16 protein-coding genes are annotated in these 20,956 nt (G+C 66.0%); 8 read left to right on the forward strand and 8 right to left on the reverse strand.

What is annotated here, in order from left to right:
• The 3 genes from pth to H7290_RS12470 all read left to right on the forward strand — a co-directional run.
• Window positions 1-440, forward strand: a 440-nt coding sequence (gene pth / locus H7290_RS12460; protein ID WP_290514337.1) for an aminoacyl-tRNA hydrolase, incomplete at its 5' end; no start/stop codon positions are given.
• Between the two features lie 221 nt (window positions 441-661).
• Complete coding sequence (locus H7290_RS12465; protein WP_290514338.1) at window positions 662-5,050, forward strand: LamG-like jellyroll fold domain-containing protein; 4,389 nt, start codon at window positions 662-664, stop codon at window positions 5,048-5,050.
• 44 nt (window positions 5,051-5,094) lie between these two features.
• Window positions 5,095-6,543 (forward strand): glycerophosphodiester phosphodiesterase, encoded by a 1,449-nt coding sequence (locus tag H7290_RS12470; RefSeq protein WP_290514339.1) that lies wholly within the window; start codon window positions 5,095-5,097, stop codon window positions 6,541-6,543.
• Here H7290_RS12470 and H7290_RS12475 read toward each other — a convergent pair.
• Genes H7290_RS12475 through gmd form a run of 3 tightly spaced genes read right to left on the reverse strand, consistent with a single transcriptional unit; the run spans window position 6,489 to window position 9,848 of the window.
• Window positions 6,489-7,766, reverse strand: a complete 1,278-nt coding sequence (locus H7290_RS12475) for a glycosyltransferase (RefSeq protein ID WP_290514340.1) — start codon at window positions 7,764-7,766, stop codon at window positions 6,489-6,491. The two genes, H7290_RS12470 and H7290_RS12475, sit on opposite strands and share 55 nt — an antisense overlap.
• Window positions 7,756-8,727, reverse strand: a complete 972-nt coding sequence (locus tag H7290_RS12480; RefSeq protein ID WP_290514341.1) for a GDP-L-fucose synthase — start codon at window positions 8,725-8,727, stop codon at window positions 7,756-7,758. Before H7290_RS12480 ends, H7290_RS12475 begins: the two co-directional genes overlap by 11 nt.
• Window positions 8,727-9,848, reverse strand: a complete 1,122-nt coding sequence (gene gmd / locus H7290_RS12485) for a GDP-mannose 4,6-dehydratase (RefSeq protein ID WP_290514342.1) — start codon at window positions 9,846-9,848, stop codon at window positions 8,727-8,729. The genes H7290_RS12480 and gmd overlap by 1 nt, the downstream gene beginning before the upstream one ends.
• 198 nt (window positions 9,849-10,046) lie before the next feature.
• On the opposite strand from gmd, the gene H7290_RS12490 reads away from it, so the two are divergent.
• Window positions 10,047-12,011, forward strand: a complete 1,965-nt coding sequence (locus H7290_RS12490; RefSeq protein WP_290514343.1) for an endo-1,3-alpha-glucanase family glycosylhydrolase — start codon at window positions 10,047-10,049, stop codon at window positions 12,009-12,011.
• 27 nt (window positions 12,012-12,038) lie between these two features.
• Here the strand turns inward: H7290_RS12490 and H7290_RS12495 are convergent, their stop codons facing one another.
• Window positions 12,039-12,635, reverse strand: coding sequence for a hypothetical protein (locus H7290_RS12495; RefSeq protein ID WP_290514344.1), 597 nt, complete (start codon window positions 12,633-12,635; stop codon window positions 12,039-12,041).
• The gene (locus H7290_RS12500) at window positions 12,632-14,194 is read right to left on the reverse strand and encodes a polysaccharide biosynthesis tyrosine autokinase (RefSeq protein WP_290514345.1); all 1,563 of its coding nucleotides are present in this window, start codon (window positions 14,192-14,194) and stop codon (window positions 12,632-12,634) included. The genes H7290_RS12495 and H7290_RS12500 overlap by 4 nt, the downstream gene beginning before the upstream one ends.
• 229 nt (window positions 14,195-14,423) lie before the next feature.
• On the opposite strand from H7290_RS12500, the gene H7290_RS12505 reads away from it, so the two are divergent.
• The gene (locus H7290_RS12505; RefSeq protein WP_290514346.1) at window positions 14,424-15,890 is read left to right on the forward strand and encodes an O-antigen polymerase; all 1,467 of its coding nucleotides are present in this window, start codon (window positions 14,424-14,426) and stop codon (window positions 15,888-15,890) included.
• Here H7290_RS12505 and H7290_RS12510 read toward each other — a convergent pair.
• Both H7290_RS12510 and H7290_RS12515 read right to left on the reverse strand, forming a co-directional pair.
• Window positions 15,878-16,987: a glycosyltransferase gene (locus H7290_RS12510; protein ID WP_290514347.1), complete on the reverse strand. Its 1,110-nt coding sequence runs from the start codon at window positions 16,985-16,987 to the stop codon at window positions 15,878-15,880. The two genes, H7290_RS12505 and H7290_RS12510, sit on opposite strands and share 13 nt — an antisense overlap.
• 2 nt (window positions 16,988-16,989) lie before the next feature.
• Window positions 16,990-17,541 (reverse strand): hypothetical protein, encoded by a 552-nt coding sequence (locus H7290_RS12515; RefSeq protein WP_290514348.1) that lies wholly within the window; start codon window positions 17,539-17,541, stop codon window positions 16,990-16,992.
• Between the two features lie 197 nt (window positions 17,542-17,738).
• On the opposite strand from H7290_RS12515, the gene H7290_RS12520 reads away from it, so the two are divergent.
• Both H7290_RS12520 and H7290_RS12525 read left to right on the forward strand, forming a co-directional pair.
• Window positions 17,739-18,995, forward strand: a complete 1,257-nt coding sequence (locus tag H7290_RS12520; RefSeq protein WP_290514349.1) for a hypothetical protein — start codon at window positions 17,739-17,741, stop codon at window positions 18,993-18,995.
• Window positions 18,988-19,692 carry a DapH/DapD/GlmU-related protein gene (locus H7290_RS12525; protein ID WP_290514350.1) on the forward strand — a complete coding sequence of 235 codons (705 nt, stop codon included), beginning with the start codon at window positions 18,988-18,990 and terminating at the stop codon, window positions 19,690-19,692. Before H7290_RS12520 ends, H7290_RS12525 begins: the two co-directional genes overlap by 8 nt.
• Window positions 19,693-19,719: 27 nt before the next feature.
• Here H7290_RS12525 and H7290_RS12530 read toward each other — a convergent pair whose 3' ends face one another.
• The gene (locus H7290_RS12530; RefSeq protein ID WP_290514351.1) at window positions 19,720-20,457 is read right to left on the reverse strand and encodes a CDP-alcohol phosphatidyltransferase family protein; all 738 of its coding nucleotides are present in this window, start codon (window positions 20,455-20,457) and stop codon (window positions 19,720-19,722) included.
• Window positions 20,458-20,606: 149 nt separating this feature from the next.
• Here H7290_RS12530 and H7290_RS12535 point away from each other — a divergent pair.
• The coding region (locus tag H7290_RS12535) for a hypothetical protein (RefSeq protein WP_290514352.1) at window positions 20,607-20,956 on the forward strand (350 nt) is incomplete at its 3' end.

The following is a 20,956-nucleotide window of genomic DNA, read 5'->3' on the forward strand; positions in this document are numbered from 1 at the left end:
CCGGCCGCGCTGAGGTGCTCGAGGGTCGGCTCGCCGGTGAGCGGGCCGTCCTCGTGCGCGCGCGGTCGTTCATGAACGAGAGCGGCGGCCCGGTGTCGACCGTCATGAAGTTCTTCGATGTCGAGCCCGACCACCTCGTCGTGGTCCACGACGAGCTCGACATCGACTTCGGGCAGTTGCGCGTCAAGATCGGCGGCGGCGACAACGGCCACAATGGCCTCAAGTCGATCCGCCAGTCGATCGGGATCGGCGACTTCCACCGAGCGCGCTTCGGCATCGGCCGCCCGTCGGGGCGCCAGGACGTGCACGACTTCGTGCTCAGCGGCTTCGGCTCGGCTGAGCGCAAGGAGCTCGACCTCAACATCGAGCTCGCGGCCGACGCGGTCGAGAGCCTGATCACCCACGGCCTGGCGCGGACGCAGCAGGACTTCAACTCCTAGATCGGCCTTCGAATCTCGCGACAGATCTGGGCCCGACCGGCGTGCACGCACGGGTTCTGCGAGTAGTCCTTTGTGATGGTTTCTGGCTTCAGGCGGATCCATTCCTGGTCACCGCGTCATACGCCGGCTTCGAAGGGCTCTAGATCCGTGCATGCTGTCGGCGACCGGTTCGACGGTGGGACCCGACCGGGCAACAAACGGTCACGATCGATCGAGGTATCGTGCGCACTCGTTTTGCGGCAATCAAGGCCATCGTGGTGGCCGCGGCGACAGGACTGGCCGTTCTGGCCCTCCCCGCCAGTCCCGCTTCCGCGCTCTCGCCCGGGGTCGCCTTCAGCGCGGACAACCTGCCCACGTGGCAGACCAACGGTGTCGTGTACGCAGTGGGCGAGTCCGGTGGCAAGGTCGTGGCGGGCGGCACCTTCTCGCAGATTCGCCCACCGGACGGCACGAGCGGCACCGCGCAGACGCGGAACGCCCTCGCGGTCTTCAACGCCCAGACCGGTGCCCCGGACAGCTGCCAGTTCACGTTCGCTTTGAGCGGCGGCACACCCACCGTCCGCTCCGTCGTGACATCGGACGACGGCAAGACCGTCTACGTCGGCGGCAACTTCTCCAGCATCAACGGCACGACGGTTCTGCGGGCTGCGGCCATCGACCTGGCAGCCTGCACGGTCAAGGCCTTCCGCCCGACATCGATCTCCTCGTACGTCTACGGCATGGCGATCCACGGAAACACCCTCTACCTCGCAGGCGCGTTCCAGACCATCGCCGGCCAGCCTCGCCAGCGCTTCGCGGCCGTCAACGCGACAACTGGCGCGCTGCTTCCGTTCGTGGCCGATGCCGACGCCACAGGCCGGGCCGTGGCTGTCTCGCCGGACGGCGGCAAGGTCGCCATCGGCGGCGACTTCTTCAACGTCAACGGTGCATACTCCCACTCGATCGCTGTCGTCGACTCATCCTCAGGATCCAATCTCAAGACCTATGGGCCGGGTTTCATCGCTGACACCTCGGTCACCAAGACGATCTTCAGCGGCGATGACGGCAAGTTCTACGTCGGCAACGAGGGAACCGGCGGCGGTGTCTTCGACGGTCGTCTCGCAGTGTCCTGGTCGACCCTTGATCAGGTGTGGCGCGACACCTGCCTCGGCGCGACCCAAGCCGTGCTCGAGTCCAACGGCACCCTTTACTCCGCAAGCCACGCTCACGACTGCAATGGCAATCCCGTGGGCGGCTTCCAGGACGGCAAGCGCAACTACTTCAACGCGCAGAGCGCCGAGACCGCCGAGCTGTACGGCTGGGACCCCAAGGCTAACGACGGCACGGGTGAGGGCATCGGCCCACGCGCGCTGGTCATCGCCAAGGGCTCCAACGGCAAGAGCTACCTGTGGAGTGGTGGCGAGTTCACCCGTATCAACGGTGCCGCGCAACAGGGTCTCACGCGTTTCAGCAGTGATGACACCGGCACTGTGCCGACTCCCGTGAGCGTCTCCGAGGCGATGAGCGATGGGACGGTCCAGGTGCGATTCCGCTCTGTCGTCGACACTGACGACAGCTACCTGACCTACAGGGTCTATCGGAACGGGTCGGCGACGCCGATCTGGGAGGGCAAGTCCAACTCGTTGTGGTGGAAGCGCCCGCAGGTGACATTCGTCGACAAGACGGTCTCGGCTGGCACCCGCTACACCTACAGGGTGTCTGCGACGGATGGCACCAACCCGAGTGCCCTCTCCGCCGCCAGCGCCGCGACCGCCGTCGCGCCCACCGCCGACTATGCGTCGACCGTGCGAGGTGACTTGCCGTCGCTGTACTGGCCCTCCTCTTCGTCCGGTACCTGGGTCCAGGACACGTCGGCCACATCGTCGAACGGAACGGGCATGAGTGGCGCGGCGATGGGTGGCGCCACGACCTCTGCCGCGGGCGCGGTCACCGGTGACACCACTGGATCGCTGAGCTTCGACGGCGCGGACGACTATGTCTGGAACGACAACCTGGCCGACGGCCCGAACGTCTACACCGTCGAGGCGTGGATCAACACCACGACGACGAACGGTGGCAAGATCATCGGCTACGGCAACGGACGTCCGTTCACCGGTACCAACGACTTGCGAACGAGCAGCAACTACGACCGCCAGATATACATGGAGAACGACGGTCGCGTGCGATTCGGCGTTTACAACGGCGGAACCAGCACGATCCGCAGTGCCGCGTCGCTGAATGACGGTGGGTGGCACCACGTGGTCGGCACGCAGGGAGCCTCGGGAATGGCTTTCTACGTCGACGGCAAGAAGATCGGCACGAACCCGACGACCTTTGGCCAGAGCTACAAGGGGGTCTGGCACGTCGGCGGAGACAACCTCAGCGGCTGGCCGGACCAGCCTTCCAGCAACTTCTTTGCGGGTCGCATCGACGAGGTCGCGATCTACCCCACCGTTCTCGCCCAGAAGTCCGTAGCCAAGCACTATCTGGCCGGCGGTGGTCAACTCAGCACCAACGCCTCGCCGACCGACGCCTACGGTAAGGCGATCTACGACGAGGACCCGACGCTTTTCTGGCGGCTCGGTGAGTCGTCCGGCTCGGTTGCTGGCGACGCTTCCTATGCCGGTACGAACCCCGGTGAGTACAACTCGGGTGTGACCAAGGGGGAGACCGGAGTCGTCCAGGGAAACCAGGCGATACGTACGCCGGGCAACGACAGCGGCACCGTCGCGACGGCTTCCTCGCAGGTCCCGACGGGCGCCTTCTCGACCGAGGTCTGGCTCAACACGACCACGACGTCCGGTGGCAAGATCGTGGGGTTCGAGAACTCCAAGACCGGCAACGGCAACTCGTACGACAAGCACATCTACATGTCGGACAGCGGGCAGGTGAACTTCGGCACGTATGTCGGCTACACCAGCGCCGTGACCAGCACCCAGAGCTACAACGATGGCAAGTGGCACCAAGCGGTCGGCGTGCTGGGAAGTGGCGGCACGACGCTCTACATCGACGGCGTCCAGGTGGGTCACAACGACACCACGGGTGCGGAGAGCGGCGAGGGCTACTGGCGTCTCGGGGGTGGCTCCATCGGTGGCTGGCCGGGATCCCCGTCGAGCTACTACTTCGATGGCAAGATCGACGAGTTCTCGGTGTACGACCGGGCTCTCCCGGCCAGCGCGATCGCGCAGCACTACGGTCTCGGCGTCGCCGACACTCAGGCGCCCACGACGCCCGCCGACGTCACGGCGACGGCCGCTGGCTCGACGGTCAGCCTCGCCTGGACCGCATCGACGGACAATAACGCGGTCACCGGATACAGGGTCTACCGAGGAACGTCTGCGGACTTCACCCCGGCCGAGGTCAACCTCGTTGACGAACCGACGACCACCTCGTCCTCGCTGACACTCTCGCCGATCGGCACCACCTATTACAAGGTTGTCGCGGTCGACGGTGCGGGCAACCGCAGTCCTGCCTCCGCCGCCTCCTCGGTGACCGTCCTCGACACCGATCCGCCGACGACGCCGGGCAACGTGACGGCGACGCTACAAAGTGCCGACACGGTCAAGGTCGGCTGGGCTGCTTCGACCGACAACCAGGGCGTGACGTCCTATGGCATCTACCGTGGCACGGACGCCGACTTCAGCCCGACGGCCGCCAACAAGGTCGGCGAGGTGGCGAACACCTACATCATAGAGAGCAATGTGCCCCCGGGCACCTACTACTACAAGGTCGTCGCGTTCGACGCGGCCGGCAATGTCAGTGGACTCTCGTCCGGTGCGACCGTCATCGTGCCGGCGCCGCCGGCTCCGGACACGACGGCCCCGACGGCCCCCTCGGGCGTCACGGCGGTGACGACCGGCTCGACGATCAAGGTGCAGTGGAACGCGTCGGTCGACGCTGTCGGTGTGACCGGCTACTCGGTCTACCGCGGCACCTCGGCTGGCTTCACGGTGAGCTCCGGATCCAAGATCGCCGATGTCACGGCACTGGAGTACTCGAACACATCGCTTTCAGCGGGGACGTACTACTACAAGGTCACCGCAATGGATGCTGCCGGTAACGTCAGCAGCGCGTCGAACGGAGCCTCGGCCGCGATCGCTGCGCCTCCGGTCGATCCGGTGACAGTCACGGTCCCGACAAAGATTGATGCGATGGTTTACCGGGTGAACCCCACGACCAACTACGGGTCCGACAGCCAGCTCTCGTCACGCGGCGCGGGTGGCAACTCGCCGATCGAGTCCTTCCTTGCCTTCGATCTTCCGGCGGCCCCGGCTGGCATGGTGCTCGGGTCGGCCACCATCAAGGTGCGCACCTCGACTGATCCGACCTCGGGGTCGGTCGACAAGCAGACATTCGACCTCGTCACGGGTTCATGGACCGAGACAGGTGTCACCTGGAACACCCGCCCGACGACGGTGATCGCCAAAGTGGGTGAGGTCGTCGACGCGACGGCTACGAACACCGCCTACAGCGGTGCGGGTGACGTCAGCATCCTGAACAACGTGCTCGGACAGTCCGCGACTCTGCGGATCTCGAGCGCCGGCACGGACAACAGCCGGCTATGGTCGCTCAACGCGCCCACCGTCTCGTACCGTCCGACGCTGAGCCTCACGTTCGTTGCCGCGCCCTAGGCGAGAGTGAAGAACATGTCTGGCGGGGTCTTACGCTCGTGACCGTGAACAACATCTCGGTGAGCAGACGGCGGTTCCTCCTCGGTGGAACCGCCGCGCTGCTCGTCGCGGGTTGCTCAACGAGGCGCGGCTCGAGTGGATCCCGGGGCGAGGAGGTGCCCAGGCCCACCACGGCGCAGCAGCTCCTGAAGGCACCGCTGTTCTACGTCGCGCACCGGGGATCGGGCGACAACTGGACCGAACACTCACTGGATGCGTATCGGCGCTCGCTCAGGGCCGGCGCCCATGCCGTGGAGATCTCCGTGAGCACGACCAAGGACGGGGTGCTGGTCTGTCACCACGACCCCAACACACTGCGCCTCACCGGAGTCGACCGAATCATCGCGGACACCACCTGGAAGACGCTGAGCTCGATGCGTCTCGACGCACGGCAGTGGCTCGGCCCGAAGGCTTCAACCCAGCCGATCTCACGCTTGGAGGACGTCCTCGAGGCGCTCGGCCCGACGAACCTTGCGCTGGTCGAGGACAAGGCCGGCACCAGCACCGAGGCTCTGCTGGACATGTTGGACTCCCAGGAGCGGTCGACCGAGCGTTTTGTGTGGAAGCAGTGGGCGCCTGCGTCGCAGTACCGGGCGGCAGACGAGCGTGGATACGCGACCTGGGGCTATCTGACGTCCAACATCGTCGATCGGGTTGGTGAGTTCGCCGGCCGCTTCGATGCGCTCGGTGTCCAGACCACATCCAGTGACGCCGATATTGCGACCGTCGTCGCTGCTGGCCGTCCTGTCATCGCCTACGAGGTGCACGACCGGTCCAGCAGGGACCGTCTTCAGAAGCTCGGCGTGACCGGCATGATGTGCTCTAACATTTCCTACGTCCTGCAGGACAAGAAGGGCGCGACCTCCGACGCCTTCGCGACGGGCCTCCGTTCGTTCGGCGACCTGCCCGCCGCGGTCGACGAGGGCTGGAGTGCGCAGCCGCTGATCCAACCGGCGCAAGCATCGGTGCGGTTCGGCGGCGACCCCCGCACCAGTTACCTGATGGGGTCCATGTGCCCGGTACGTCCTGAGCCGTACCGGCTCAGCTTCCAGATGCGTTGGCCCGATGGCCTTCCCAACACCGCTGACCACGCTGGTGTCGCGTTTGCGCTGGAAAGCGATGCGCCCTACGTCATCAAGCGAAAGAGCGCGACCGGCGGCTACCACGCCGTTGTTCGCGCCAACGGTACGATGGAGATCCTTGAGCGTGATGCTGGAGCAGTCGACGCCACACCGCTGGCCTCGGTGAAGACGGGCCCCGTGGAGCCTGGCGAGTGGATGAAGCTCGATGTGCTGGTCGACCAGGTGAAGTTGACCTTCAGCCGTGCTGGCGATCCCGCGTGGACGATCTCCGTCGACGACAACAGTCACCGCGGTGGATTCTTGAGACTGTGCAAGAACTACGACAATTCAACGCCGGTCGAGTTCTCGGCAGTGACCGTCAGGGATGCCTGACCACCGATCGCCCGCAGGAGGGCGCGCTCAAAGGCTTTCACCGCGGCAGCCTCGCTGAGATGGGCGGTGCGGAACGCCTGGGCCGCTGCCACGTGTGAAGCGGCGAGGTCGGCTCGTGCCGCGAGCATCTCGGCAGAAGTGACAAGGGCCGATGGATCGGACGGCCCCACCGAGGGTCCTGCGCCCGAGAGCTGCATCTCCTCGGCAGTGATGCTCGTGGAGTCGACCGCCGCGATGACCGGACGACCAGCGGCGTAGTAGGTCGTGAGCTTGCTCGGCACCGACATCTCGGTGAGACCGGGACGTTCGTTGACCAGCAGGACATCGGCCGAGGAGAGTGTCCGCTCGAACAACCCGTCGGGCAGGGGATCGATGAACTGTAGCCGTGGATTGGGGTCGAGAGCCTCGAGACGAGCGCGCTGGTTGCCGTCGCCGACCAGCACGAACTTGACGCGAGAGCCACTGTCGTGAGCGACTCGGGAGGCGGCCACGACGTTCTCCAGCCCCTGCTTGGCTCCCATGTTGCCAGCATGCAGCACGACGACGTCATCGTCGGCCCAGCCGTGCAGCAGCCGTACCTCGTCGTCACGGTCGGTGGTGGTCATGTGAACGTGAGACCAGTTGCGGACGACGTCGACGTTGTCACCGACGCGGAGCTCGTTCACCAGATAGCGCTTGAACCGTTCGTGGATAGCCACGATCCGGGTGGAGCCACGCAACAGCGACGTCTCGACCCGACGGACGGTGCTCTCCGCCCGGTCTGACGCCCCGGACTGGGTCAGCCCGAGAGTGTAGATGTCCTGGACCCACGTCACGATCGGCGTGCGAGTGAGCCGAGCCCTCAGCGCGACGAGGCTCGACGACAGCAACGCCGGGCTGACGACCACGACAACATCGGGACGGCCCCAGCGGGAGAAGACGGCACGCAGACCGAAATGCACTTCCATGGCCGAGCGGCGCATTGTCGACAGGGTGCTCGGCACGACGTGATGCACCCGTTTGACCGACACCCCGTCGATGTCCTCGTGCATCGTGCGGCCGGTGTATCCGTCGAGCACGCGCCACTGGGGATAGTGCGGATAACCGGTCACCACCCTCACGCTGTGCCCGTTGGCGGCCAGACCACGGGCCATGCCGGCCGTGTAAGGCGCGATGCCGGTTGGCTCAGGTACGTAGTTGATGCCGACGAACGTGATCGCCTTCCCGGTGCCCTCACCGACCACGGAACGAGCCTTCGTTCTTCAGGAACCAGTCATAGGTCGTGCGCAGACCGTCGGCTAACGGGATCGTGAAGGTCCAACCGAGCTCGGTCAGCCGCGAGACATCCATGAGCTTGCGGAACGTGCCATCGGGCTTGGTCGCGTCGTGGCTGATGCGCCCGGCGAAACCGGTGATGTCAGCAATCTGCGTGGCAAGCTCGGCGACCGTGCAATCCTCTCCGGTGCCAACGTTGATGTGCGAGAGCATCGGACGGGTGGAGACGGCGTACGTCGACGCGTCCAGATCCATGATGTGCACGGACGCCGCGGCCATGTCGTCGACGTGCAGGAACTCACGCCGGGGCGCGCCGCTGCCCCAGATCGTGACTTCGCCGGCGCCGGAGCGTGCGGCCTCGTCGAAGCGGCGCAGCAGGGCGGGCAGCACATGGCTGTTGTCTGGGTGGAAGCTGTCGCCGGGGCCGTAGAGGTTGGTCGGCATGACGCTGCGGTAGTCGCGTCCGTGCTGGCGGTTGTAGCTCTCGCACAGCTTGATGCCGGCGATCTTGGCGATGGCATATGGCTCGTTGGTCGGTTCGAGGACCCCGGTGAGCAGGGCTTCCTCCGGCATGGGCTGCGGAGCGTTCCTGGGATAGATGCACGACGAGCCGAGAAAGATCAGCTTCTGGATGTCGGCGTCGTGCGAAGCCTTGATGATGTTGGCCTCGATCATCAGGTTGTCATAGATGAAGTCGGCGGGGAACGAGTTGTTCGCCTGGATGCCGCCGACCCGCGCTGCGGCGAGATAGACCTCGTCCAACCGCTGGGAGCTGACGAATTCTGCCACGGTACGTTGGTCAACGAGGTCGAGCTCTTCGTGGGTCGCAACGACCAGGTCGACATCCGTCCGTTGCTCGAGATGTCGGACGATGGCCGATCCGACCATGCCCCGGTGTCCGGCGACGTATATGCGCCTCGCGGCGGTCATCAGGACTCTAGCGTGGCTGGCACGTAGAATCCGTGCGCCTTGAGGAGGGCGAGGCGTCGGGCGGCATCGTGGTCGGAGTCGACCATCTCGGTGACGAGCTCGCGGACCCCGATCTGCGGCTTCCAGCCGAGGTCGGTCTCGGCTTTGGAGGCATCGCCGAGCAGCGTCTCCACCTCGGCCGGGCGGAAGTAGCGTGGGTCAACCCGGATGATGACGTCGCCCACGGACAGCCCAGGAGAACGATCGCCCTCGATGTTGGTGACGGTAGCGGTCTCGTCGACTCCGCTGCCGTCGAACCGCAGTGTGATGCCCAGAGCTTCGGCAGTCCACTCGACGAACTGGCGGACGGAGTACTGCTCGCCAGTGGCGATCACGTAGTCCTCCGGCGTGTCTCCCTGCAACATCATCCACTGCAGGCGGACGTAGTCCTGGGCATGACCCCAGTCGCGCAGCGAGTCCATGTTGCCGAGGTAAAGACAGCTGTCCAACCCAAGTGCCACTTGGGAGAGCCCACGGGTGATCTTGCGAGTCACAAATGTCTCACCACGTCGGGGGGACTCGTGGTTGAACAGGATGCCGTTGCACGCGTACATGCCGTACGACTCCCGGTAGTTGACCGTGATCCAGTAGGCGTAGAGCTTGGCCACTGCGTACGGCGATCGCGGGTAGAACGGAGTGGTCTCACGCTGGGGGGTCTCCTGCACCAACCCGTACAGCTCGCTGGTGGATGCCTGATAGAACCGGACCTTGTCGGTCATGCGGAGCAGGCGGATCGACTCCAGGAGCCGTAGGGTGCCGAGGGCGTCAACGTCTGCGGTGTACTCGGGGGTCTCGAAGCTGACGGCGACGTGCGACTGCGCGCCGAGGTTGTAGATCTCGTCGGGCTCGACGTCCCGAATGATCCGGGTGAGGTTGGTGCCGTCGCTCAGATCTCCGTAGTGCAGGTGCAGGCGCGGGTCGTCCTCGTGAGGGTCTTGGTAGATGTGGTCGATTCGCTGCGTGTTGATCAGAGAGGACCGACGCTTGATGCCGTGTACGTCGTAGCCCTTGCCAAGCAGGAATTCGGCGAGGTAGGAACCGTCCTGCCCGGTGATGCCAGTGATGAGGGCGGTCTTACTCATGGTCGAGTGTGCTCCTGTGTGGTGGGGAGTCAAGCCGTGCGGCCGGGGCGCGAATGTGGGTCGTGGACCGGAAGCGCCTGCCACTCCTACGTAGTGAGAATACCGTAATCGATCGAACGTCCATGGCTGTTTCCCGTACAGTAAGCGTTTCAACGGGGGCATTTTTCCGACGCGCGCCGCCTCGACCTACGGGACATCATGACTGACGACTTTCGCAGCACCTGCCCGCCAGCGCCCAATGCTCGCGGGTGGCGCGGACGTGTGTTCCGCGCGTCGGTGGCGGGTGTCGGCGCCTTGGCCGTGGCGGTCTCGGTCAGCCTGATGACCAACAACACTGCGTCGGCAAAGACCTCCGAGGTCGTGCTGACGCCTGTTGAGTCGACCTTCACCGACCAGAGCCAGCCCACGAGGACGCATGATCGCGAGAGCTACTCCGGCATCTCCGGCTCGCGGAAGAGCGCCTACCTGAAGTTCGACGGCTCGGTCCTGAAGGGCAAGACGATCGTCTCCGCTTCGTTGAAGCTCGCGGTGATCTCGACCACGGCGACGAGCGGCGGTGTCGAGGTGCACCCCTCAGCGTCGTCGTGGTCGGCCAAGACGTTGACTGCGAACAATCGCCCCGCCGATTCAGCCCTGCGTCTCAACTCGGCCATAGTCCGATCGATCGCGGGCGAGACGGTCAGCATCCCGATCTCCGACGTGTCGACGCTGTCCGGTGGACAGTTCGCCTTGCGCCTGTCGCACAGCCAGAAGTACATCACCGGAGCCTTCGGCAAGAAGGGCAGCGCAGCGCCGCGGATCACGATCGTCGTCCAAAACGCACCTGCGACGAGCCTTCCCACCGCCTCCCCGTGGGGCAACAAGGTGTTCGCGCACTACTTCCCGCCCTATCCGGTGTCGATCGACAACAAGGATCCCCAGAAGGACTACTACGCAGCGAACTACCTCTCGCCCAGCGGCGAGGGTGGCAAGCACGCGGTTTACGGCGGGCTTCTCCGTGACCGCCCAGAAGGGCGGGCGCCGATTCCCAGTGCCGGTTGGAAGCTCGAGGACATGAAGACCGAGGTGCGGCAGGCCAAGGCCGCCGGTATCGACGGCTTCACGCTCAACATCATGAGTGCGAGCGGACGCAACTGGGACGCGGGCGTCGACCTCATGAACGCGGCCGATGAGCTGGGTGGCTTCTCGGTAGTCCCGAATCTCGACGCATCCGCAGGCATCGTCGCGCAGCCCGTCCCGGTCGTTGCCGCTCGACTCGCGACAATCTACAGCCACAAGTCGGCCTACACGGTGGGCGGCACGCCTGTGCTGTCCTCGTTCAAGGCCGAGGGCAAGTCGGTCGCGTGGTGGTCCGACCTGATCCAGACGTTGAAGTCCGAGCATGGAATCTCGACCAAATTCATCGCGGTCTTCCTCAACGCATCGGACGCCAACATGCGGGCGTTCGCGCCGATCAGCTACGGTTTTGGCAACTGGGGAACCCGGACCGCCGACAGCATCGCGCGAGCGCCAAACTATGCGGCGAAGGCGCATGCGTTGGGCAAGAAGTGGATGGCCCCCGTGGCGGTGCAAGACGCCCGCCCGCGCAACTTCCTCTATGCTGAAGCGAACAACACCGAAACCTTGCGGACCGGCTGGGCCAGTGCAATATCCACCGGTGCCGACGCGATCCAGCTTGCGACATGGAACGACTACAGCGAGTCGACCTCGTTCGCTCCCTCCGATGCGCACGGCTCGACTTTCCTCGACATCAGCGCACGATTTGTCGACTGGTTCCACACGGGAAAGCAGCCGGCCATCACGCAGGACGCCCTGTTCGTGACACATCGCATTCAACGTACCTCTGCGGTGAGTCAGTTGGGGCTAAAAGCCATGAGCCCGACCCTGGGCGGGATGAGCACGCGACCGCGCGACACCGTCGAGGTGCTCGGATATCTGGCGAAGCCGGCGACGGTCACGGTCACGGTGGGCTCAAAGATCACCACGTTCTCGGCCCCGGCTGGGGTGTGGTCGTCCACCGTTCCGCTCGGAACCGGCACGATCGCTGCGACTGCGACCCGGGCCGGACGGCCCGTCGCCTCGGTGGTGTCGCCGCACCCTGTCGTGGCCAGGCCATTGACCACCGACATGCAGTACTACGGAGCCAGCAGCCTCGACAGATGACCACAGCTGCCGGGCGGAAGGTCGGCCTCAGAGTCGGGCAAGGGCGTCGGCGAGTGCGACCAGTGGCGGTTCCATCGTCCTGACGCACGCGGCATAGAGATCGTCGGTGCCGCCCCACGGGTCCGGCACGTCGTCGCTGCTGCCCGCAGACGGGCCGTGCTGCCCGCGGCCCGCGGCGAGCAGAGCGGCAAGTCGCTTGGCCGGACCTTCGTCTGGCGAAGGCAACATCTCGACTGTGGTGAGAAGGCGAGCAGCTTGGCGAGCTGTGAAGGTCCGTCGGAGAGCTCCCGGAGCGAGCTGCACGACTGCGGACCGATGGGCGCGATCGGCCGTGATCACGAGGTCCGCCTGCTCAAGCATCGAGCGGTCTATCTGACGAGCAGCGCCAGCTGTTTCGGCTCCGGCATCCGCAAGGATCCGGCGCATCGGTGCAGCGATGGGTTCGCCGACCAGCGCCCCGGTGCCCGCCGAGCCGACCACCACGCTGTCCCGTCCGCGTTCCGCCAGACGTAGCGACAGCATCGCCGCCAGGTAGGGGGAACGGCACACGTTGCCGGTACATACGACCAGCACGCGGTGACCGGCCGCAGCAGAGCTCCAGTCGATGGAGCCCGTCGATGTCACGACGACGGGCGGCTCGCGCCGGTTTGCTTGGTCGACCTCGGACCGGCTGAGGTGGATGTCGTGTTGGCATCCAGGTCGTGTACCGACGTGTCGTCGACCTCTGTCGTGCTCGTCTCGTCCCCGTCGGACGGATGCACGGCATCAACAGGGGGGCTCGCCGGCGAGTCGTCCGCGACCACGCTGGTGGTCGTGGAGGCAGCGTCCGACAGGGGCCCCCTCGCAGAGTATGAGTGCCGGTACCGGCTCATGACGCTGGTGGGCGCCATGCACAGTACAGTCCCGAGGACCTCAGCCTCGACCAGGGACATGCGCTCCACAGCTCGGCGGAGCTCGCGCATCTCGACCTTCTTGGACCCGACGACCAAGATCGCGCCGCCGAACAGGCGCGCGAGTATCGATGCGTCCGTCACGGGATTGAGCGGGGGGCTGTCGATGATCGTCACGTCGAACTGGTTGACGATGTCACGCAGGATCGTCTCCGCGCGTGACGTGCCAAGAAGCTCGCTCGGGTTGGGCGGGATCTCGCCGGCGAGGAGCACGACCAGTCCGTCGTCCCCCCACGGCTGAAGGACGTCCTCGATCTTTGCTTCACCGGCCAGGAGCGTCGTGAGGCCGATCCCATCGTCAAGGTCGAGCATCGAGCCGAGTGAGGGGCGCCGGAGGTCGGCCTCGACCAGGCACACACGGGTGCCGGAGGCCGCTATCGCTGCGGCGAGGTTGGCTGAGGTCGTGCTTTTGCCCTCACCGGGGACCGACGACGTGATCACAAAGGCCTTGTGCGTGCGATCGGTCTGAAGGAAACGAACGTTGGTGCGCAGCTGACGGAATTCCTCGGCCCGTAATGAGGAAGGAGCTGAGGCAATGGCCATCGGGGACTTCGGGACGGATCGGTTGGCCATGATCGATCCGACGATGCTCGCTCCCACGATGTTTCTGGCCTGCTCGGCCGTGCGTACCTTGGCTTTCGAGAGATCGCGCACCGTGACGGCCGCAACAGCCACGACCATCCCGCCCAGCATTCCTAAAATGATAAAAAGCTTGGGGTTTGGAGAGGACGGCACCGAGGGAGTGGTGGCAGTCTCGACGCTTTGCAGGGTGACGAGCGCGTCGCCTTGGGCAGGCTTGGGGGTAAGCCTTCCAGCCGAGCTGACCAGACTTTGTGCCGTGGCGTTGGCGATCTGCGCAGCCTTTGCGGGGGACGGATCGGTCGCCGAGATCGAGATGATCGACGTGTTGAGCGGCACTGACGTGGAAAGCTTGCGGCGCAACTGACCGACGGTCAGGTCGAGGCCCAGTCGTTCGATGACCGGCTCGAGGACGATCTCGCGGGTGGCCACTGCACTGAAGTTGCGGGCCTGCTGCTGGGAGTAGTCGGCACCCTGCGCGATGCCGCCAGTGTCGCGACCGTTGGCGACGGCGATGAACAGCTCGGACTCGGCGGTGTACTCACGTTCGGCCGCCGATGCCAGCGCCAGCCCGATGCCCCCTCCGATGACCGCTGCGAGCAGGAGGGGGATCCAGTGGAACCTGATGAACGTCCAGATGCCGTGCAGGTCCATCAAGCCGCCTTCCAGTAGTTGTGGCCCGAGAACTTCATGCTGGCCGACGTCGATCAGGATGTCGTTTCGCGGAGAACCTGTGGCATGAATCTGCCGCGCCGACTGTGTCATGATATACCGCAGCACGCCCGGGTCGGTCGACTTCCGGGTGACTTTCCCTTGTGGTTGCTGATACGACCCATGGGCCCCTTCGACACCACCGAGACCTGGCGAGACAGTGGGAGCACCGATGGATGAGACGGCTCCTGCCTCGGCGGGCACCCTGGCTCGTTCGCCCGAGCTTGACCGGAGTCGCCGCAGCTTTGCACTGGTTGCGGTGACCGCATTGGTGGCCGTGCTGTCGGGCGTCGTGCCTGCCACGCTCATCGCATCGGTGCCGGACGTCGGACGCACGACCGCGTGGGGGTTCACGCTGGCGCTGGTCGTGTGGGGCGGGCTGAGGCTCTCGTTGCTGTGTGTAGCGGGCAAACCCCGTCTTTTCGACTTCTTCTTCTGGCTCTTCACCTACATCTTCATAGGGATCGCCCCGACGGTGCAGATGCGCTCGGGTCAGCTCTCGTCCACGACCCCTGGAATCGACCCCGCGCTCGACCTGCCCACCGCGCTGCTGGTGACGCTCGGTGTGGTGATGTACGAGGTCGCCAGAGCCGTGTGGATCAGCCGCGAACGGCGACTGTCCACGACGCGCCCCGAACATCACCCTGCGGTGACGCCGGTCAGCGGGAAGAGGGCCGCCATTCTGGTCGTGGCCGGGATGCTGGCCAGCGCCTACTTCTTGTCCAAGATCGGTCCGGCAGTGCTGCTCGGCAGTCGCAACGGCGCGTTCCAGGCACGAGAAGCGGTGTGGCCTGATCCGGCGATTCGATCCATCATGTACGCGTCGGCGATCTATCCGCTTCTGGTGGGTGCAGGAGCACTGGCCCAGCTGGCACGGACCGGCCAGACCCTTCGCCAGCGTCGTGCTGCGCGCAACGGCCTCATCGTCGCGGTCGTGGTGATCCTGCTGATCGTCAACCCGGTCGCCAGTGCGCGATATACCTTCGGCACTGTGGCCTTCGCGCTCGCGGTCTACGCCGGCGCCATGATCAACCGCCATCGCACCCGCATCACTTTGGTGGCGACGATCTTCGCGTTCCTCTTCGTCTTCCCCCTCGCCGATGCGTTCCGCGGGAGCCAGGTGCAGTCGTCGCGCAACGGGTTCTATGGCGAGTACGTCAGCGCGGACTACGACGCCTTCTGGCAGGTCGCCAATGCGTTCTCCTACTGGCTCGACGGACTCGTCGTCCCGCTGAACCAGCTGCTCGGAAGCCTGCTCTTCTGGGTCCCACGCTCGATCTGGCCGGGGAAGCCAGTCGATACCGGGATCCTGCTGGCGCAGTATCGCGGCTACTTCTTCGACAACCTCTCGGCACCGTTGTGGGCCGAGGCGATCGTGAACGGCGGCGTCATCGGGCTGATCGTCGCGTTCCTGCTGCTCGGCATCGCCTTGCGATGGATGGACACCCGCCTTATCCCCGCCTTCGCAAAGGGCGGCACGTGGGCCATCGTCGGCTCGATCTTCCCGGTCTACATGACGATCCTGCTGCGGGGGTCGTTGCTCCAGGCGACGGGAGCGATGGCGATCTCGGCGTTGTGTGTCGCTTTTGTACGCATGCCCAGGCGGGACGGTGAAACCCATGTCCGTCAGCGCGAGTAGGCGGCTTCGAGCCGCACGGCGATGACGCCCATGCTCAGGTGATTGCGGACGAAGCGTTGTCCGGACCGCCCCATTGCCCGGGCGGCCTCCGCGTTCGCGAGGAGCTGGCGCACGGCGCCGATCAACGCTTCCTCAGAGTGGTCGACGACAACTCCGGCCGAGGCCTCGCGCACGACTGACGCGAGACCGCACGTCTCCGTGATGACGACCGGCAGGCCCGAGGCCATCGCCTCCAGCACCGACATCGGATACGGCTCGTCGACTGAGGGGAGGACGTAGATAGTCGATCTGCCCATCCGTTCAGCAGTCTGCTCCGGCGGCAGCGGTCCCTCCCACTCGACCTGCACGCCGGCACCCCGTGCCCTGGCGACGGCTGCGGCGACCTGTTCGCCCTCGCCCTCGTCCGGACCAACAAGCGCGAAGCGCACATCGGGGAACTCCGGTGACAGGACAGTGGCAGCCGCGACGAACACGCCCGGACGCTTGCGAGGTGCGAGCCGGGCCAGGTAGAGGACCCGTGCAGGTCCCGAAGGCAACTTCACATCGGCCACGGGTACCCCGTTGGGCAGCTCCTCGAGAGCCAGTCCGGCTCCGGCGACGTGGATCAGACTCAGCCGCTCGACCTCGGTCAGGTGGAGAACCCGGCGGGCGTCCCGCAGCACACGCCTAGTCAAGGCCGCATCGAGTGGCCGGGCCAACGGATTCGTGGACCGGTCGATCATTCCGTGGGTCTGCAGGACGTAGGGCACGCCGCGACGCCGCGCGATGGCGGCTATGGGAAGGGTGACGAGGTCGCGTGCGACGTGCACGTGCACGACGTCGAAGTCGGCGACGTGACGGCGAGCCCACGACCACAGTCCGGGAGAGCCCACGCCGGCGAAGCCGATGCGCGGGAGCAGCGTCCGTGCCGGCTCGAGGACTGCGTGCACACCCTCGAGCATCGTCGGCAGATCGCCCTCGAAACCGCGAGCGGACCCGGCGATGGTCACGTCGTGACCCCGTGCAGCGAGTGCCTTGGCCTGATTGACTGCTACGCGTACTGGCCCGCCGTACTCACCGAGCGGGCTGATCAGGGTGACGACCGAGAGGATGCGCACCGTCAGATGCCGGTAGGTCGGTCGAGCGTGGTGGCCGGCGGTGCGACGACGATCGTGCCCCGGGCTACCAGGCCGCTGACGAGCGCCGTGGCACCCACGACACTGTCCCGGCCGATCACGCTCCCACGCAGCACCGTGGCACGCGCGGCTACCCACGCGCCGTCCTCGATGAGGATGGGCGCGTTGTCGAACTCGAACGTGGGCGAGCGGTGGTCGTGGCTGCCGGTGCACAGCAGAACGCCCTGTGAGATGCAGACGTTGCTGCCGATCGTGACGGGCTCGAGGTTGAGGATCCACGCTTGCTCACCGATCCAGGAGTGGTCGCCGACGGTGAGCTTCCAGGGCCAGTGGACTCGAACCCCATGACGCAGGTTGACACCCTCGCCGATCTTTGCACCGAAGGCACGGAGGATCGCGATCCTGACGCGGACCGGGCACCACCAGTGGGTGACGACCACGCTCGACGTCAGCATCCATGCGACCTGCCACGGGAGTGAACGTCCACGGTCGTACCCGGCACCCGTGAATCCGGAGAGGTTACGGAAGATCGGCACGGCATGAGTCTACGCACGAGACAGGCTGCGCGGACCGTCTGTTCAGTTCATCGAAGTCAGGATTTGTGCACGATGATTGGAGTACCGTTAGGACCTGACCTGATCTGCCGAGTCGACGATCTTGCAGGTCGATGCGAGGAGAAACAGTGGCGAGAACGGCTCAGAGGATCCCGCGACTCGTCCACACCATCTCCGGAATGAACAAGGCGCTCGGCTACGGCCTGTCGATGCTGATCCTGGCCGCCGCTTCGTTGCTGGCCATCCCGGCCATGATCCGTGCCGATGGTCAGCAGGCCTGGGGCGCGATCGCCATCGGCCAGACCGTCGGCGCGGTGGGGGCTGTCCTCGTGGCGTACGGATGGATGATGTCCGGCCCGGCCCGAGTCGCGCGCGGCGACGCGTCCTCGCGCCGGCGCGACTATGCCGAATCGGTCATCGTTCGGATCTCCCTGTTCGTCCCGGTCACCGTGGTTGCAGCGTCCGTCGCTGCGGCGGTGACGCCGGGCCACCGACTCCTCGCTGCAGCGGGCGCGCTGTCCGGTTCGGCGATCGGCTTGACCGCCAACTGGTACTTCGTCGGAGTCGGCCGGCCGTATGCGTTCCTCGTGTTCGAGACCATTCCCCGCGTCGTCGGCACCGTGGTCGGCATCGCGCTGATGCGATCCGGCTCGGACGCCCTGGTCGGTGTGCTGGCGCAGTCGGCCGGGATGCTGGTCGCCTTCGGCGTCGTCATGGCCTGGGTATCGGCGACTACGGCTCGGGCTGGTGCCACCCCCCTGCGCCGGCGCCCGGCAACTGAGATCCTGTCCGCCCAGCGACACGGGGTCGTAGCCAGCCTGGGCTCGGCGGTCTACGTCGCCGCGCCGATGATTATCGTGTCGGCCGTGGCGCCGTCCGTCCAGCCGCTCTACGCACTTGCCGACAAGGTGCAGCGGCAGATCAGCATCGCGCTCGGTCCGCTGGTCACCGTCTTCCAGGGCTGGGTGCCGCGCGCCGCCGGGTCCGCGCTGCACCAGCGCGCGCGGGTGAGTCTCTGGATCGCCGGTGCGGGGTCGCTCGTGCTGAGCCTGGCGATGCTGCTCCCCACGCCCGTCCTTCTCGACTGGCTCGGCGACGGTCAGATCGACGTGCCGCTGACCGTCGTCATCATCATGTCGCTGTTCGTCGGGTGCAATCTGTTCGAGTCGCTGATCTCCAAGGCTGTGCTCGCCTCGCTGGACCGGCTCGGCAGCGTCGCCCGAGCAACGCTCGTCAGCGCGCTGGTCGGCCTGCCGCTCGTCGCCGTGGGAGCGATCGCGGCGGGAGCGGCAGGTGCGCTCGTCGCTGTGGTTGCCGGGCTGGCACTCCGCATGGTCATTGAGCTTTTCGTCGCGGTCAGGGCGATCAGACCAGAGCAGACGGTAGGGTCGATCGCCATGCCTGCCTCATCAAGCGACAAGGGAAAACATGCGTAGGACCCGTGCCATCGCCCAGCTCCTCGCCTGGCTGTTGCCCGCGTCGAGCGCCAAGAACACCCTGCTGCGCGCCGTTGGTCACAACGTGCACCAGACCGCGCGCGCCCGGGTCAATGTGGTGTGGAAGGTCGAGGCGTTCGCGATGAACCCGAACAGCCGTATTGGCCTGGGCAACATTGTCAAGAACATGCGGTCGGTGTCGCTGGGGGAGGGCTCGTCGATCGGCCGGTTGAACGTCGTCTCGTCACACCCGGTGTTCGTCCGCAACTACCCGTCGGGAGCGACCTTGACGCTCGACGCGAAGTCGAAGGTGACCAGCAGGCACCAGCTGGACTGCTCGGGATCGGTGCACGTGGGCGAGCTCTCCTCCATCGCCGGTCACCAGACTCGGGTCATGACGCACAGCATCGACATCGAGCGGGATGCCCAGGCGGCGCACCCCGTGCATATCGGTGACCGCAGCTTCGTCGGCACACGCTGCCTGATCCTGGGCGGAGCGGCCCTGCCGTCGCGCTCGATCCTCGCCGCTGGTTCGGTGCTGCCCCGCCGGAGCGGTGACAGTCCCTCCGGTCTGTGGGCAGGCGTCCCGGCGCAGTACAAGGCCCCGGTCTCGGGTGCCTGGTTCGAGCGTAAGTCGATGTCGACCAGCAGACTGTGGATCCCGGAGACAGACACCGTCATCGACGGCTCGCACTGAGGCAGCGCAGCAGTACGCCACCCGGTGTCAGCGGTCGAGGATGCCGGGCTTGAGCGACGAGTACGCGTCGAGGGCGCGGAACCACTTGATCAGGAAGCCCGCCAGGATGAGGGCGTTGAGGGCCAGCAGCACCGTGTAGACGCCGAAAAAGGCCGTCGGTGCGCCCCAGAGGACGAAGCTCAGAGCGAGCACGCCGTAGTCAGCCGGCAGGAGAGCGAGAGCGCGAGGAGTGGACGGCGACGGCGGCGGTCCTTCGGTTGTCGGGAGCGTGCGCGACAAAAGCTCGACGATCGTCAGCGCTGAGAACATGACGACCGCGACGGCCTGATACGCCAAGGGCACGAGAAGCCAGCCGTCGCCGACCTCGACATGCCGCCAGAGCGCGACGAGGACGGCCGAGTGCAGAAGCACCATCTTTCCGGCGTCGATGACATGGTCGAGCCACTCACCCGCCGGAGAGCTGCGGCCAGTCAGACGGGCGACCTGGCCGTCGGCGGAGTCGAACGCGAAGCCCAGCACGAGCAGCAGTGCCACCCCGATACCGGTCACGAGGCTCGGTGTCGCCAGCACCAGCAGCACGAGACCCGCCGCGGTCAGCAGCGCAGACACTGCGCTGACACCGTTCGGCGACAGGCCAGCTCTGTATGCCCCAGCAGCGATGACCCGACCGATGGGGCGGTTGACGAACCGCGAGTACAGAGACACCCCCTTCTTGGACTTCTGGGCGCCCGCCAGCGCTGCCAGCGCTTCCTGGAAGGACGACATCGCAGCTCCTCTCGTCGAGACCGATTGAGAGTCATCGTTTCACTAACACCGGGCGCTCCGCAGGCGGTGTCGCGAATGCCCTCGTCCAGGGTGATGGCACCGGGTCTCGTCACGGCGCTGTCTGCCCTGCCGAGTACGCTGGGATACTTATGACACTGCACGCGCTGGCCCAGATCGTCGCCGGCGAACCCGACGTCTCCAAGGTCGTCACCGAGCTCGCCGACACCATTTCGGGCGCCGCGATCGACGTCACCGGCCCGTCGCCACTGCGGCCCTTCCTCGCCGCTGCGGTGAGCCGCCCCGACTCCTGCGTGCTCATGGTCACCGCCACCGCACGTGAGGGCGAAGACCTCGTCGTCGAGATCGGCGGTCTGATGGGTCCTGAGGTCGTCGCGTGGTTCCCGGCCTGGGAGACGCTCCCGCACGAGCGGCTCTCGCCGCGGTCAGACACCGTAGGCAGGCGTCTCGCCGTGCTGCGACGGCTGGTGCACCCCACCGG

The organism is Aeromicrobium sp. (assembly GCF_014378035.1).
Classification (GTDB): domain Bacteria; phylum Actinomycetota; class Actinomycetes; order Propionibacteriales; family Nocardioidaceae; genus Aeromicrobium.